Origin of the sequence: Pseudomonas mosselii (assembly GCF_003205295.1) — a bacterium.
Taxonomy (GTDB): Bacteria; Pseudomonadota; Gammaproteobacteria; order Pseudomonadales; family Pseudomonadaceae; genus Aquipseudomonas; species Aquipseudomonas mosselii_B.
In genome coordinates this window covers 158,011-172,538 of sequence record NZ_QJRP01000004.1, presented here as the reverse complement: position 1 = coordinate 172,538, position 14,528 = coordinate 158,011, and the positions used below count along the sequence as shown (strand labels likewise).

The 14,528-nt window shown below is 68.0% G+C and carries 13 protein-coding genes; 11 read left to right on the top strand and 2 right to left on the bottom strand.

The features are described 5' to 3' along the window. Positions 1-5: 5 nt before the first annotated feature. The 8 genes from DMX06_RS05670 to DMX06_RS05635 all read left to right on the top strand — a co-directional run bounded on the left by DMX06_RS05670 (position 6) and on the right by DMX06_RS05635 (position 9,486). Entirely contained in the window at positions 6-3,002 is a 2,997-nt protein-coding gene (locus DMX06_RS05670) for a serine/threonine-protein kinase (protein ID WP_110735434.1), read from the top strand. Then, complete coding sequence (locus DMX06_RS05665; RefSeq protein WP_110735432.1) at positions 3,002-3,706, top strand: ABC transporter ATP-binding protein; 705 nt, start codon at positions 3,002-3,004, stop codon at positions 3,704-3,706. The genes DMX06_RS05670 and DMX06_RS05665 overlap by 1 nt, the downstream gene beginning before the upstream one ends. Further along, a complete protein-coding gene (locus tag DMX06_RS05660) occupies positions 3,706-4,908 on the top strand; it encodes an FtsX-like permease family protein (protein ID WP_110735430.1) in 1,203 nt (400 codons plus the stop codon). The genes DMX06_RS05665 and DMX06_RS05660 overlap by 1 nt, the downstream gene beginning before the upstream one ends. Next, positions 4,901-6,667 (top strand): formylglycine-generating enzyme family protein, encoded by a 1,767-nt coding sequence (locus DMX06_RS05655; protein ID WP_110735428.1) that lies wholly within the window; start codon positions 4,901-4,903, stop codon positions 6,665-6,667. Before DMX06_RS05660 ends, DMX06_RS05655 begins: the two co-directional genes overlap by 8 nt. 78 nt (positions 6,668-6,745) lie before the next feature. Continuing rightward, positions 6,746-7,675 carry a type VI secretion system-associated lipoprotein TagQ gene (gene tagQ, locus DMX06_RS05650; protein ID WP_110735426.1) on the top strand — a complete coding sequence of 310 codons (930 nt, stop codon included), beginning with the start codon at positions 6,746-6,748 and terminating at the stop codon, positions 7,673-7,675. A 74-nt stretch (positions 7,676-7,749) separates the two neighbouring features. Next, on the top strand, positions 7,750-8,652 hold the full coding sequence (locus DMX06_RS05645) for an NAD synthetase (RefSeq protein ID WP_110735424.1): 903 nt from the start codon (positions 7,750-7,752) through the stop codon (positions 8,650-8,652). A gap of 2 nt (positions 8,653-8,654) precedes the next feature. Then, on the top strand, positions 8,655-9,068 hold the full coding sequence (locus DMX06_RS05640) for a hypothetical protein (protein WP_110735422.1): 414 nt from the start codon (positions 8,655-8,657) through the stop codon (positions 9,066-9,068). Between the two features lie 4 nt (positions 9,069-9,072). After that, positions 9,073-9,486 (top strand): hypothetical protein, encoded by a 414-nt coding sequence (locus tag DMX06_RS05635; RefSeq protein WP_110735420.1) that lies wholly within the window; start codon positions 9,073-9,075, stop codon positions 9,484-9,486. 31 nt (positions 9,487-9,517) lie between these two features. On the opposite strand, the gene DMX06_RS05630 is transcribed toward DMX06_RS05635, so the two are convergent. Beyond that, a complete protein-coding gene (locus DMX06_RS05630; RefSeq protein WP_110735418.1) occupies positions 9,518-10,882 on the bottom strand; it encodes a GTPase/DUF3482 domain-containing protein in 1,365 nt (454 codons plus the stop codon). After that, positions 10,875-12,266, bottom strand: a complete 1,392-nt coding sequence (locus DMX06_RS05625) for a DUF2868 domain-containing protein (RefSeq protein WP_110735416.1) — start codon at positions 12,264-12,266, stop codon at positions 10,875-10,877. Before DMX06_RS05625 ends, DMX06_RS05630 begins: the two co-directional genes overlap by 8 nt. Before the next feature lie 54 nt (positions 12,267-12,320). Between DMX06_RS05625 and DMX06_RS05620 the strand changes: the two genes are divergently transcribed. The 3 genes from DMX06_RS05620 (at position 12,321) to DMX06_RS05610 (ending at position 14,507) form a co-directional block, all read left to right on the top strand. After that, positions 12,321-12,839: a dihydrofolate reductase gene (locus DMX06_RS05620; RefSeq protein ID WP_110735414.1), complete on the top strand. Its 519-nt coding sequence runs from the start codon at positions 12,321-12,323 to the stop codon at positions 12,837-12,839. Positions 12,840-12,993: 154 nt separating this feature from the next. Then, positions 12,994-13,527, top strand: coding sequence for an RNA polymerase sigma factor (locus DMX06_RS05615; protein WP_110735413.1), 534 nt, complete (start codon positions 12,994-12,996; stop codon positions 13,525-13,527). Further along, positions 13,524-14,507 carry a FecR family protein gene (locus DMX06_RS05610; protein WP_258378808.1) on the top strand — a complete coding sequence of 328 codons (984 nt, stop codon included), beginning with the start codon at positions 13,524-13,526 and terminating at the stop codon, positions 14,505-14,507. The genes DMX06_RS05615 and DMX06_RS05610 overlap by 4 nt, the downstream gene beginning before the upstream one ends. The last annotated feature ends 21 nt before the right edge of the window (positions 14,508-14,528 follow it).

Genomic DNA, 14,528 nt, shown 5'->3' with positions numbered 1-14,528 from the left:
ACATCATGGACATGCAGATCCCCGGATTCGATATCGATCGCGAGCTTGGCCAAGGCGCCATGGCCAGCGTGTACCTCGCCACCCAGCGTTCCCTGGAGCGCAAGGTGGCGCTGAAGATCATGGCGGCGAGCCTGGCCGCCGACCCGACCTTCTGCGAGCGCTTCCTGCGCGAAGGGCGCACCCTGGCGCGGCTGGCGCACCCGAACATCGCCACCATCCACGACATCGGCAATGTCGGCGAGCTGTACTACATGGCCATGGAGTACCTGCCCAGCGGCACGCTCAAGGAGCGCATTGCCGATGGCCTGACGCCCGAGCAGGGCCTGGCCTACGTGCGCCAGATCGCCCTGGCTCTGGGTTATGCCCATGCCCAGGGCCTGGTGCACCGCGACGTCAAGCCGGCCAACATCCTGTTCCGCGCCGACGGCACCGCGGTGCTGTCGGACTTCGGCATCGCCAAGTCACTGGATGACCGCACCCAGTTCACCCAGGCCGGCTTCGCCGTCGGCACGCCGAGCTACATGAGCCCGGAACAGGCGCGCGGCATGGAGATCGACGGCCGCGCCGACCTGTATGCGCTGGGCGTGGTGCTCTACGAGATCCTGGTCGGCAAGCTGCCGTACAGCGGCACCGACGCGCTGTCCACGGCGCTGGCGCACCTGACCGAGCCGCTGCCGGAACTGCCCATCGAGCACGGCCGCTACCAGGACATCCTGCGTGGCCTGCTGGCCAAGGATCCCAACGAGCGCTTTGCCGACGCGGCGGCGTTGCTGGCCGCGCTGGACCGCCTGACGGTGCAGGTACCGGTCGAGGACAACGACAGCACATTGGTCCGCCCGCTGCCGCTCCCGCCGCCAGCCATCCCGCAACCGGTGTCCATCGACATTCCGCAGGCCCTTCCCGTGGGCGAGCCTGCCCGGCGGCCCGAACCCAAGCCCGCGCCCGTCGTGAAGTCCGGATCGAACAAACCGGCCAAGGCCGTGCTGGCGGTGGCGATCGCGGCGGCGCTGGGTTTGGGGGGCGCTTTCTTCTGGCTGCTCGGCGGCAGTGACGCGCCCGCGCCTGAAACGCCGGTGGCGCAGACGCCCGCCACCAGCGTGGCCCCCGCCGAACCCAAGATCACGCCTGTTGCCGCTTCGGACGATGGCCGTCCATTGCTGATGCCCGGCAAGAAGACCCTGTTCCAGCGTGTGCTGACCAAGCCCGACGCCCAGCTGGTGGCCGAGCCCGGCGATGCCACGGGCGATAAACTGCCGGCCTTCTCCGTGCTCTACGTCTACCAGCGCAAGGATGTCGGCGGCCAGGCCTGGGTCCAGGTCGGCGCCGCCAGCGATGGCCAGCGCGATGGCTGGCTGCCGGCCGCGCAGACCAGCGACTGGAAACAGAGCCTGGTGCTCAAGTTCACCGAGCGCTCGGGCCGCTCGCCGGTGATGTTCATGCGCCAGGTGGACGATGTGCAGCACCTGCTCGACGACACCGCCCAGGCCCGCGACAGCCTGCTCAAGGCGCAGAACCACCCCGACCAGGTGCCGCAGGTGATGGCCCTGGAGCCGGCGGCCAGCGCCGTGCCGCAGAACCAGTTCTACCTGATGCCGATCTTCGACTACCGCGAAAGCTTCGACGCCGGCGGCCAGCCGGTGCAACTGCTCAACATCGCCTCGATCGACCCCGGCGCCAGTGCCCGCGACAGCGCGCCCAAGGCGGCCGGCGTGGCGGCGGTCGGTGACAACAGCTTCCGTACCGGCATCGTCCTGGTGGTGGACACCTCGGTGTCCATGCAGCCCTATATCGACCGGGTACGCCAGGTGGTCAGCGAGCTGCAGCAGCAACTGGCGGCCCGGGGCGAGCTGGACAGCGTCAGCTTCGGCCTGGTGGGGTTTCGCAACAGCGTCAAGCGCACCCCGGGCCTCGAGTACCTGAGCAAGACCCTGGTCAGCCTGGAGGAGGGCCGCGATCCGGCGCGCTTCCTCAAGGCCGCCTCGCAGGTCAGGGCCACCAGCGTTTCCAGCCATTCGTTCAACGAGGACGCTTTCGCCGGGGTGATGCAGGCGGTCGAGGGCATGGACTGGTCCGGCTACGGCGGGCGCCTCATCTTGCTGGTCAGCGATGCCGGCGCACTGCGCAAGAACGACCCGTTCAGCAGCACCCAGATGAACGAGGCCGAAGTGCGCCAGGCCGCGCTGAGCAAGCAGATCAAGATCTACGCCCTGCACCTGCGCACCCCGTCGGGGGTGAAGAACCACGGCTCGGCCGAAAGCCAGTACCGCGTGCTCACCGCCGACAGCAATCCGCAGATCGGCGACCTTTACGTCGGCGTGCCGGGTGGCGAGGTCGGCGCGTTCGGCGAGCGCGTGCGCGAGATCGGCTCGACCTTCGCCGAGCTGGTGCACCAGGTGCGCAACCAGCAACCACAGCCGGTGCCGCTGCTGACCTCGGCCTCGGGGCTGTCGGCCAAGTCCCAGGCCATCGGTTACGCCATGCACATGGACTTCCTTGGCCGCCATGGCGCCAGCCAGGCGCCGCAGCTGGTCAGCGCCTGGACCGCCGACCGCGACCTGACCAACCCGACGCTGCCGACCCTGCAGGTGTGCGTGATGCTCACCAAGCTGCAGCTCAACGACCTGCAGCAGTCGCTCAAGCTGATCGTCGATGCCGCGCGCAAGACCCGCAGCTCGCCGGGCGACTTCTTCAACGAGATCGCCAGCGCCAGTGCCTATATGAGCCGCGACCCCGGCGCCCTGCGCAAGGGTGCCAACCTGGCCCAGGGCGGGGTGCTCGGCGAGTACCTCGATGGCCTGCCGTACCGCAGCAAGTCCCTGAGCATGACCCAGGACCTGTGGCTGTCGCTGTCGGTGGCCGAGCAGGAAGATTTCATCGACGAACTGGACTCGAAGATCCGCCTGTACGAAACCTTCCACAACGACATGGCCAACTGGGTGCGCTTCGGCAAAGCCGAGCCGGGTGACGCCCTGTACCGTGTTCCGCTGTCGACGCTGCCGTGATGATCCGCCTGGACGGGGTGCGCAAGACGCGCGGGCAGGGTGCCCAGCGCTACAGCCTGCAAGTCGACCGGCTGCACCTGGCCGTGGGTGAGCGGGTGGCGTTGGTCGGCCCCAGCGGCTGCGGCAAGAGCACCTTGCTCGACCTGCTGGCGCTGGTGCTGGCGCCGGATGCGGCGCAGGGCTTCGTCCTTGGTGGCGAGGATGTCGCCGGGCTGTGGCGCGGCCGACAGCTCGACCGCTTGGCCAGCTGGCGCAGCCGGCACCTCGGCTATGTGCTGCAGGCGGGTGGGCTGCTGGGTTTTCTCGATGTGCGCGGCAATATCCGTCTGCCGCGCCAATTGCTGGGGCTCGACGATGACGGCAGCGTCGAGCGCTTGGCCGAAGCGCTGGATGTGCACGATCAACTGGGCAAGAAACCCGCCGCCCTGTCCCTTGGCCAGCGCCAGCGGGTCAGCTGCGCCCGTGCCCTGGTCCATGCCCCGACGCTGCTGCTGGCCGACGAGCCGACCGCTGCGCTGGACCCGGTCAACGCCGAGCGGGTGATGCAACTGTTGCTGCGCGAGGCCGAGGCGCGCCAGGTGACCTGTGTGGTCGCCACCCACGACGAAGGCCTGGCACGCCAGGCCGGGCTGACGGTGCTGCGCATGGCCTGTCGGCGCGAGGCCGACGGCGGCGTCACGGCAACGCTGGAGCGGGCCGCCTGATGCGCCCGCTGCTGATCGCCGGGCTGGCCTGGCAGGACTATCGCAACGATGCGCGGCTGTCGGCGTGCGGCGTACTGGCGCTGGTAGCGGTGATCGCGCCGCTGCTGGTGCTGTTCGGCCTGAAGTTCGGCCTGGTCGGCAGCCTGACCGAGCGCCTGCAGCGCGATCCGGGCGTGCGCGAGATCATTCCCCTGGGCGGTGGGCGCTTTCGCGCCGAATTCGTAGAGGAACTGGCACAACATCCGGGAGTAGCCTTCGCCATCCCCCGGACCCGGCAGATCGCCGCCACCGCTGAACTGCTTTTGCCCGCCCACGGGCGTGGCCTGACGGTTGAAATGCTGCCCACCGCAGAGGGCGATCCCTTGCTGGCGCACGTCGCTCCTCCGGCGGGGCTGCAACAGGTGGTGCTGAGCTTTACCGCCGCGGAAAAGCTCGGCGCCAGGGCCGGAGACGAGCTGCAGGCCAGCTTCAGCCGCCAGCAGGCCGGGCAGATGCAATGGCGCCAGACGCGCCTGCAGGTCACCAGCGTGTTGCCCCTGGCTGCGTTTGAGCGCGATGGCCTGTTCGCATCGTTGCAGTTGCTCGAGGCTGTCGAGGATTACCGCGATGGCCGCGCGGTGCCGGCACTGGACTGGCAGGGCGAGGCGCAGGGCTCCGTGGCGCAGCGGGTTTACCCGGCGTTCCGCCTGTATGCCCGCGAACTGACCGATGTCGAGCCGCTGCGCCAGTTCTTCGCCGAACGCAAGCTGCTGGTCTCGACCCAGGCCGCACAGATCGCCCAGGTGCAGTCGCTCAGCCGCAATCTCGATCTGGTGTTCTGGATCATCGCCAGCCTGGCCGTGGCCGGCGCCGTGGCAGCCATCGCGGCGGGCGCGGTGGCGGCGGTGGAGCGCAAGCAGCGCGAGCTGGCTGTGCTGCGTTTGCTGGGCTTCGGCACCGCTGCGCTGCTGTTGTTCGTGGTGCTCCAGGCGCTCTACAGCGGCCTTTTGGCCGCCGTCGTGGCGGGGTTGTTGTACCTGCTGGCCGAGCACGGTCTGAACCGACTTTTCATGCAGGTGCCCGGCGAGTTCGCCAGCCACCTGTTGCCCATGCACTACCTCGTTGCGTTGTGTGCCGTGCTGCTGGCCAGCACTGCCGCCGCCGCCCTGGGCGGCTGGCGGGTGGCGCGTATCGAGGCTTGCCAAGGAATACGTGATGTCTGATCGCCGTCTCGGGGCTGCCGCCCTGATCCTCACCGCGCTGAGCCTGGGAGCCTGCTCCCAGGCCGATGGCGACGACAAGGCCAAGCCGGCCGTGCAGTCCCCGGCCGGGGCCGACAGCAAGTTCGACAATCCCAAGCCATTGCCGGGCGATGTCAGCCTGCCGCTGCCCTGTGGCGGTGAGCTGGTGCTGCGCAGCGTCTACGTGTTGGCCCAGGGCAGCCTCGACGACCGCGAGGTCAACCTCGGCTACCCGTTCAGCGAAGGCGAGGCCGGCTACAAGCAGTCGTTCATCTCCGGTTACCGGCGCGACTTCATCAACGGCCAGTTCAGCCTGCAGGACCTGGCGCCGCAGTGGCAGAAGGCCGTCGGCCCGATCCTGCCGAAGGTCGACAAAGGCAGCCCGCTCACGCCGATGATGTACTTCATCGGCAAGTACGAAGTGACCGCCCGCCAGTACGCCCAGGTGATGGCCCAGGCACCGTCGTTGGCCGGCGGCGACGCGCCGCCGGCCTGCGAGGCGAACAACGACGCGGCGGGACGCCTGCCCAAGGTCAAGCTGTCGCGCTTCGAAGCCGAGCGCTTCGCCGCCGTCTACAGCGCCTGGCTGATGAAGCATCACCGCGACCTGCTGCCGGTCAGTGGCCGTGGCAGCAAGGCCGAGGACGGCGGCACCGGCTTCGTGCGCCTGCCCACCGAAGTGGAGTGGGAGTTCGCCGCCCGTGGCGGTTCGGCGGTCAGCCGCCAGGAGCTGGAAGGACGGTTGTTCCCGCGCAAGGTCGAAGGCGCCGACAGTGAAGGGCCGCTGGCCGATTTCGCGGTGTTCAACCAGGTCGCCGGTGGCACCGGGCAGGCGGCGCGGCTGATGCCGATCGGTACCAAGCAACCCAACCCGCTGGGCCTGTTCGACGTGATCGGCAACGCCGCCGAGATGGTCCAGGAATCGTTCCAGCTGGTCAACGCCGGGCGCCTGCAGGGCGCCTACGGTGGCTTCGTGGTCAAGGGCGGCAACTACCTCGAGGGCGAGGGCACCCTGTTCACCGGCATGCGCCGCGAGTACCCGCTGTTCGGCGCCGACGGCACCGAGCAGCGCAACGAGACCACTGGCTTTCGCGTAGCCATCGGCGCCCTGTCGGCGCCGCGCTCGCGCTACCAGGAGCTGTTCGAGCAGTGGCAGAAGGAAGGCCGGCTGGCCGGCCTGACCGACGACATCGAGGCCGCCCAGGACCCGACCAAGCGCCTGGACAGCATCATCGCCGCCGCCACCGACCCGCGCCAGCAGGCCGAACTCGGCCTGGTCAACGAAGAGCTCAAGCGCAACGTCTCGCTGATCGCCCGCCAGCGCGAAGAGGCCGCCGGCAACCTGATCCAGTCCGCCGCCCTGGTGGCCGAGACGGTCAACAACTACAACATCCGCCTGACCAACCTGCAGAACACCCAGGCCAAGGCCGAGGCTTCGGGCGACCAGACCAGCGCGCGCATGTACGGCGCCGCCATCGCCAATGGCCGCGCCGCCCTCGACGGCGCCGTGGCGATCTACATCGACAACCTGGCCAGCGGCACGCGCTACACCGACGCGGTGATCCAGGCGCAGTTCCAGCGGGTCAGGGAAGAGCTCAATCGCAAGCCGGTCCTGGGCAACAGCCTGGTGACCCGCGCCACCCTGTTCGTCCGCCACGTCGGGGAGTACCGCCAGAACCGGCGGGCCGATCCGGCGACGATCCTCAAGGAGCTGCTGGCATCGGCCGCCCCGCGACCCTAAGGACAGCTTCGACAGAAAGGACTCCCGGGTGGCACGAAGCCCCCGGATACCGAGAAACCCAAGAAGAGAAACCAGACCATGTTCACCCGCAAACCCCTGATCACTGCATCCCAGGCCCGTACCGCGCTGCTGCTGGCAGCCGGGTTCAGCACCGTGCTGTTGAGCGGTTGCGCCAGCTCGCCTGTGTCCAAGGTCGGCGCCACGACCAAGGTCGAGTATTACCCCAACTGCTACGAGCCGGTGCAGCACCTGCGTTCCACCGACGGTGACATGACCCGCTCGGTCGCCACCGGCGCGCTGCTTGGCGCGGTCGGCGGCGCCCTGACCGGCGCCCTGGTCGACAAGGAAAACCGTGGTCGCAACGCCGCCATCGGTGCCGCCGGTGGCGCCCTGGTCGGCGGCGCGGCCGGTTACTACACCGAGCGCCAGAAACAGATCAGCGACGACAAGCAGCGTATCGCCTCGTACGCCACCGATATCGACAAGAGCGCCGCCGATCTGGATCGCACCACGGCCTACGCCAAGTCGTCGCAGTCGTGCTACCAGCGTGAGTTCGCCAGCCTGATCCAGAACCGCAAGTCTGGCCGCATCAACGACACCGAGGGGCGCAAGCGCCTGGCCGAGATCGTCGCCGGCCTGCAGGAGTCGAACAACCTGCTGACCACCGTGAACGGTCGCCTGGGTGAGAACCTGAACAACTACACCCAGGCCTACGAGCAGGACCTCAAGCAGGTCGGCGTCGCGCGTACCGACGTGGTCGCCGTGGCCGAGCCGCCGAAAGTAGCGACCACCGGCAAGAAGAAAGAGGTGAAGAAGGTCCAGCCGGCCAAGAAGGTGACCAAGGACGTGCCGCAGGAAGCCGTGGCCACCGAGAAGACCCTGCAGAACGCCAACGGCAAGAAAGCCGAGGCCCAGCAGGTGGCCAAGGCCGGTACCGACCAGGTCAATGCCATGTGCCGCAACCCGGACATGGGTGACTGGGCGCCGGTGCCGTGCCCGAACGTGTGATGCTTTGAGCGTTTGTGGGAGCGGGTGAACCCGCTCCCACAGGTGTGCTGCTATTTGTGTAAGGAAACCACCCCGTGACAGATCTTCTGGTCAACTCCCTGGCCAACAACTCCCAGTTCCTCGCACGCCAGCGCATCCAGGGACGGATCAACCTGCCGCAGATGTTCGCGGCCATCGACGCCGATCCGCGTATCGTCGGTGCCGGTGTGGTGTACATCGACGCCGACTACAACGTCGTTACACTGCGCGAGTTCCAGCCGATCTGCAGCATCCGTCCCAAGCGCGTGATCCTGCGCGAGATCAAGAAATACCAGACCCCTGACCAGTACACCCAGCAATTGCAGCACAATCCGCGTGAGTCGCGGGTGGTCAAGGAGGCGGTCAATACGACCCTCTCCTGTGCAGGCGCGGTGATCGGCTGGTTTGTGGTATTCAGTGGCACCATTGCCGCTCCCTTTTCCGGTGGCACCAGCCTGGTGCTTACCTACATCGGTGGCGCCGCCGCCACCGCCAGCAGCATCCAGTGCGGCATCGGTGTGATGCGCACAGTACGCGAAGTGACCAATCCGGCGGCCAACGATGCCCTTGATGAAAGCGAGTGGTACCAGGCCGCCTCGAAGGTGCTTGATGGCGTCTCACTGCTGGGTGTCGGCGCGTCGGGCCTGAGCACGTTGAAGTACCTGCAGGTGCACAAGGCCGCGACCGGGCGTAGCTGGCTGGAGTTGTCCAGGAGTCTCAGCCGTCAGCAGCGCAAGGCGCTGACCGACGAGCTGCTGTCGATCAGGCATCCGAGCCTGACGGCCAAGCAGATCAAGTTGCGGCAGGCGGCAGGGACCATGACCAAGCGCTATACCCCGACCGAGATCAGCCACGCCACGAAGACCCTGATGCGTGACTCGCTCGGCGCTACCTTCGGCCTGGCTGGCAGTGCCACGGTACAGAGCATCGCCGTGGGGCTTTACGAGGAGGTCGAGTAACGATGAAGCCTGCAGCGTTCCAGACCTTCATGCGTCGTTACTTTCCGACGTTCTTGCTGGGCTTTTTCATTTGCCTCATGTCGGCGGCGTTGTCAGCGACCCTGTGGATTGACAGTCACTGGCGCAATCACCCGGACAATCCGTCGTTCACCATGATATCCAGCGCAGTGCTGGTCTTGCTGCTGTGCGCCGGGCATTTCGCGATGGTCCGGGGCTTCACTTGGGCTGTATGGGTGGTGCTCCCTGTGCCGACTGTGGCTTTGCTGATGGCGTTGAGCTTGCTCGGTAGTGGTGTGAATGCTGTCTTGCTGGCAATCCTGCTGGCGCTGCCATTGCTCGCGCTGCTGGTGTTCAACAGCCAGCGGCACCGGGAGATGCGGCAGCGGTTGGTGGAACTGCGCAGGGTGCGGCGTTAGCGCAATGACGCTCAAGCCTTTTCTGAAGCGTTACTTCGGTGTATTCATCGGCGCCTACTTCTCGTCGATCATTGCCGTGGCCTGGACGTTTGCGTTGGTGTGGAGCACGTACTGTCGGAACTGTCCAAGGGACGGAGTCTTTGCTTCGAGCCTGTTCCTGATGCTGGCAGTCTTCATGTTGGCCCATGGCGCTGTGGTTCGAGGGCGGGCATGGGGGACGTGGCTCGTGGCGGGGATGTGTCTGGCCAGTCTGGTGATCGCGCTGCCGACTTTTGGGTACCGACCCAACATGTTCATCTACACGAGCAGCCTTCTGGCAGCCTTGGTTGCTTTGCTGTTGCTCAATAGCAATAGATACAGAGAAATGCGCGTTCTCCTGACGCAGTACCGGGAGCAGAGGCGTAAGGCTAATCACTAGCCATCATCGCGGGTTCGCGCCGCGAACGGCGCTACAGCTCTGCCACCAGGGCTTCCACCTGCTCCTGCCGCTCGGCCTGGCTGACCCGCGCCCCGCTATTGAGCGTGGACCACTGCGGATGCGCCCGGGCCTTGCGCAGCGCCTCGGGCAGCTTGCCCTCGCGCCAGCCCTTGTCGTCCGCGGGTGCCAGGCGAATGCTGTCCTGCGCCGCGTGGCCTCGCCCTTCCAGCGCCGTGACCAGCTGCTGCTGACGCAACGCCAGCAGGCGCAGCACGGCGTCATCCACCGTCAATTCGCGCTGGCCCTTGAGCTTGCCCATCAGCCGCGAACCGTAGTTGCGCGCGGTCTGCAAGGCGCCGCCGGCGATGGCGCCCGCGAGCGCGGCGGCGCCCAGGGTCAGGCCGCCCACCAGCAGGTCCACGCCCGCGCCCGCCGCAGCACCGGCCGCCACGCCGCTGCCCAGGCGCACACCGAGCAGCTTCAGGGTTTCCGGGTTGAACAGGTCGTCGCCCCAGCGGCCGTCAAGCAGCGGCAGGTCACCGGCATTGGCATCCTCGCGGCGGAACGCATACAGCTTGAGCAGCGCCTCGACACAGCGCTGTTCGCGCTGGCGCACATCCTGGCGCAGGGCTTCGATGGCCCGCGCCTCGGCGGCAGGCTCCGCCTCGACGCTGCGCCGGCAGGCGGCGCAATCGAGCAGCAGCTCGGCGACCAGGCGCTTGCTGCTGTGGCGGCGGGCCAGGCGTTGGGCCTGTTGGTCGTCGATCAGCCGTTGCAGCGCCGGGCGGGCATCTTCCAGCAGCAGCGCCAGGCTTTCGTAGAGGCGGCGCTCGCCGTCCTCGGGTGGGGCCACGCTGTCGAAACGCACCAGCGCATGCAGGCCCAGGCGCGCCAAGGCCTCGCGCCATTCGGGCTCGCGGTGCTGGCTGCTGGCGACGAAGTTGAGCACCGGCAGCAGCGGCTTGCCGCAACCGGCCAGCACTTCCAGTTCGTCGCGGTACTTGGCCAGCACTGGTTCGCGGGCGTCGATCACATAGAGGCCGGCGTTGCTCGCCAGTAGCTGGCGCAGCACCTTGGCTTCCTGTTCGAAGCGCTGGCGCGCCTCGCTGCCCTGGAGGAAACGCTCCAGGCGGGCTGGGCCGTCCAGGCGCTCGCCCGGGCGTTCGAGGCGCTCCAGGTAGTCGAGCAGGGCGATGGCGTCTTCCAGGCCAGGGGTGTCGTACAGCTCCAGCAGCGGCTCGCCGTCCACCGACAGGCGTGCGCCTTCCACATGCCGGGTGGTGCTGGGGCGGTGCGAGACCTCGCCGAAGCCGACGTCGCGGGTGAGGGTGCGCAGCAGCGAGGTCTTGCCGACGTTGGTGTGGCCGACCACGGCCAGTTTCAGCGGCTCAGTCATGGCCATGCTCCAGCCAGGTCACGGGCGAGGTGTCGGCGTGGGTCAGGCCCAGGCGGTCGAGGGCCTCGTGCCAGTCGCCCAGGCGTGCCGCGTCCAGGGCCTGGCCCGGTTGCGCCTGCAGCAGCCAGATACGGGTGGCACCGGCATTGCGCGCCAGCTCGGCGAGCAACGCCAGGCTGCCGCGATCCGGCGAGCGGCGTGGGTCGCAGGCGATGGCCAGGCGCGCCGGAGGGAAGCGGCCCAGTTGCTCGAGCAGCTTGTTGCGCGATTCGCGGCTGTCGAGCACGCCGGCGTGGGTGACCGACCGGGGCAGGGTGGGTGGCCATGGGCGCTGGTCGTCCAGCTCCAGGCCGACCAGCAAGGCGCCGCTGCTGCCGCTTTCCAGCTGGCCTGCTTCGAAGCGCGGCAGGGCGTCGGGGGCGGGGTCCTGCACGCCGATGCGTTCGCTGCGCGGCATCAGCGCGTCGCGCAGTTGGGCGTAGCCGGGCAGGTCGAGGTCCAGCGCCAGCCGCTCGCGGCCCTGGCGCCAGCGCCACAGGCACAGCGCGGCCAGCGCCAGGCGCGGCAGCAGGCCGCAGACCAGGACCACGCCAAGTAGCCAGCTGGCCCAGGCCTGGCGTGCCAGATCAAGTGCCGGCAGGGTGTCGCCGCTGGCGCGGATCATGGTTTCGTCCGGCACGGCAAAGCCGAGCAGCGAGGGCAGGGCGCCAAGGGCCTGGGTCAGGCTGATGAAGGGTTCTGCGGCGAGCAGCGTGGTTTCCCAGACGAACCCGTAGCGTCGGGTCGCCAGCAGGGCCAGGAGCATGCCCAGCGCGGCGAGCATCGCCAGCAGCCACAGGCCATGCACCAGCAGGCCGAGCAACCAGCGGTTCAGGCGCTGGCGCTGCAACAGCACCAGCAGCGCCGGGGCCAGTTGCGCGGCCTTGGCGTCACGGGCCAGGCGCTCGCTCAGCCACAGCCACAGGCGGCCCAGCGCTGCGCCTTGCTCGCCGGCGAAAAAGAAGCCCACGGTCCAGCCGAAGAGCAGTATGAGGTTAAGCCCAAGCAAGCTGCCCAAGGCCCAGAATACGTTCACCGGGCGCTGCCCGTCGCCCAGGGCCGCCAGGCCCAGGCCGGCGCCGCTGAGCACGGCCAGGACCATCAGCGCCAGCAACGCCAGGCGCGCGCCCTGCTTCCAGTGGCGCAGTGCCGTGTCCATGCCGTCGCGTTCGGCCAGCCACAGGGCGCGGGCCTCGATGCGGGTAGCGAGGTCGCCGCCTTGCTGGCGGGCGCGACGGTTGGCTTCCTGGTCCTCCAGGGGACCGGCGTGTTCCTCGCGCAGGCGTATTGCTTCGGTTAGCCAGCGCTTGTCGAGTGGAGTCGGTGCCGTCACAAGCTCTTCCATTGCACAGGTCAGGGGAGAAGCATAACCCACGCGCCCGGTGCTATCCTCGCCGGCATGAACACATCACTCCCCCTCAGCCTGATCGCGGCGCTCGCCGAGAACCGTGTGATCGGCATCGACAACTCCATGCCCTGGCACCTGCCGGGGGATTTCAAGTACTTCAAGGCCACCACCCTGGGCAAGCCGATCATCATGGGGCGCAAGACCTGGGATTCGCTGGGCCGGCCGCTGCCGGGGCGGTTGAATATCGTCGTCAGCCGTCAGTCCGGGCTGCAACTGGAAGGTGCCGAGGTGTTCGCTTCGCTGGAAGAGGCACTGGTGCGCGCCGAGCAGTGGGCGCGGGAGCAGGGCGTCGGCGAGCTGATGCTGATTGGCGGCGCGCAGCTGTATGGGCAGGCGCTGGATAAAGGGCTGGTGAGCCGGATGTACCTGACCCGGGTGGAGCTGTCGCCGGAGGGCGATGCCTGGTTCCCAGCGTTCGATCGCGGACAGTGGCAACTGAGCTCGAGTGAGCCGCAACCTGCCGAGGGGCAGGGGCCGGTTTATCACTTCGAAGTCTGGGACAAGGTCTGAAAACCTGGGGCTGCTGCGCAGCCCATCGCGGGGCAAGCCCGCTCCTACAGGTTTGCGCTGGGCGGCCGTGCTGAAGCGCGGTAGTTACAATTGCGAACAAATATCATCTTCTGCTAGCGTTCGCTCCTCTTGAGACTCAGAGCCAGGATGTGCCGTGTCCTCGTGGAACAAGCAGATCGCCCGGTTGTTCACCGAGCACAAGAAGGCCCTCGAGGCGTTCGTTGCACGGCGCACCGGCAGCACCCAGGTGGCCGCCGACCTGACCCAGGAGTCCTTCCTGCGCCTGGCACGCTTGCCTGCCGACAAGCAGATCGACAACCTGCCCGCTTTCCTCTTCACGATTGCCAGCAACCTGGTGCGCGATCATCAGCGCCAGACCATTCGCCGCGAGCGCCTCGATGGCGGCGAGCCCAGCGAGGAGCTGGCCAGCGACGCCCCCGGCGCCGACGACCAACTGGCCGCGCAGCAGGAGCAGGCGCTGATGCAGGCGGCGATCCAGGCACTGCCCGAGGCGACCCGGCATATCTTCCTGCTCTATCATGTCGAAGGTTGCACCTACCGCGAGATCGGCGAGCGCCTGCAGGTCACGCCGCGCAGCGTCGAGTACCAGCTGCGGCGGGCCTTGCTCGACTGCCGTGCCTTCATCCAGGCGCGGCTGGCCGGTGAAGCGAGGGGGCAACGTCCATGAGCCGTCATCCCGAGAGTGCGACCGATCCCATGAGCGACCTGCCCGAAAGCGAGCGCCTGTTCGCCGAAGCCACGGCCTGGTACTACCGCCTGCACGCCGAGGACGTCACCCTGGCCGAACGCCAGGCGTTCGCCGTCTGGCGGGCGCAGGGACAGGCTCATGCCAAGGCCTGGGAAGAAGTGCTCGACCTGCTGGGCGCCCTGCAAGCCCCGGCCAGGCGCCTGCGTGAGCAGCAGCAGGCCGCCTGGCGTGCTCCCCGGCGACGCAGTTGGCCCAAGGTGGCGAGTGCTGCCGCGGCCGCGCTGCTGTTGGGCGTGCTGCTCGGCCAGACGCCCTGGCTCGACCGCTGGCGCGCCGACTATGCCACCACCACGGGCGAGACGCGCAGCCTGCAGCTGGAGGACGGCTCGCGGATCCAGCTCAACACCGACAGCGCCCTGCAGGTCGAGCTGGCTGCGGACGAGCGGCGTGTCCGGTTGTTGCGCGGCGAGGCCTGGTTCGAGGTGACCCGCGATCCGGCCCGACCGTTCGTGGTGCGAGCCGGCGATGGCTGGGTGCGAGTGGTCGGCACGCGTTTCAGCGTCGCTGAGGCGGACGGACAGACCCGTGTGCAACTGGCCCAGGGCAAGGTCCAGGTCCATGCCGGCGCCGGCCAGGGCGTGTTCCTCGAGCCCGGGCAGGCGGTGGAGTACACGGCCAGCGGGCCGGGCGCGGTACATGGCTTCGAGCCTGGCCGCGCCTTCGCCTGGCGTGAGCGGCAACTGGTGTTCAGCCAGCAGCCTTTGGGCGCAGTGGTCGCCGAGCTCAACCGCTACTGGCCAGGGCAGACCCTGGTGCTGGGCGATGGCCTGCGTCAGCGCAAGGTCTCCGGGGTGTTCGACATCGACAAGCCGGACGCCGTACTCAAGGCCCTGACCCACACCTTGGGCGTGCGCGCCGACCAATACAGCCCCTACCTGCGCATCCTGCGCGAAGGCTGAAAAATATTTTCGGGGATTCCC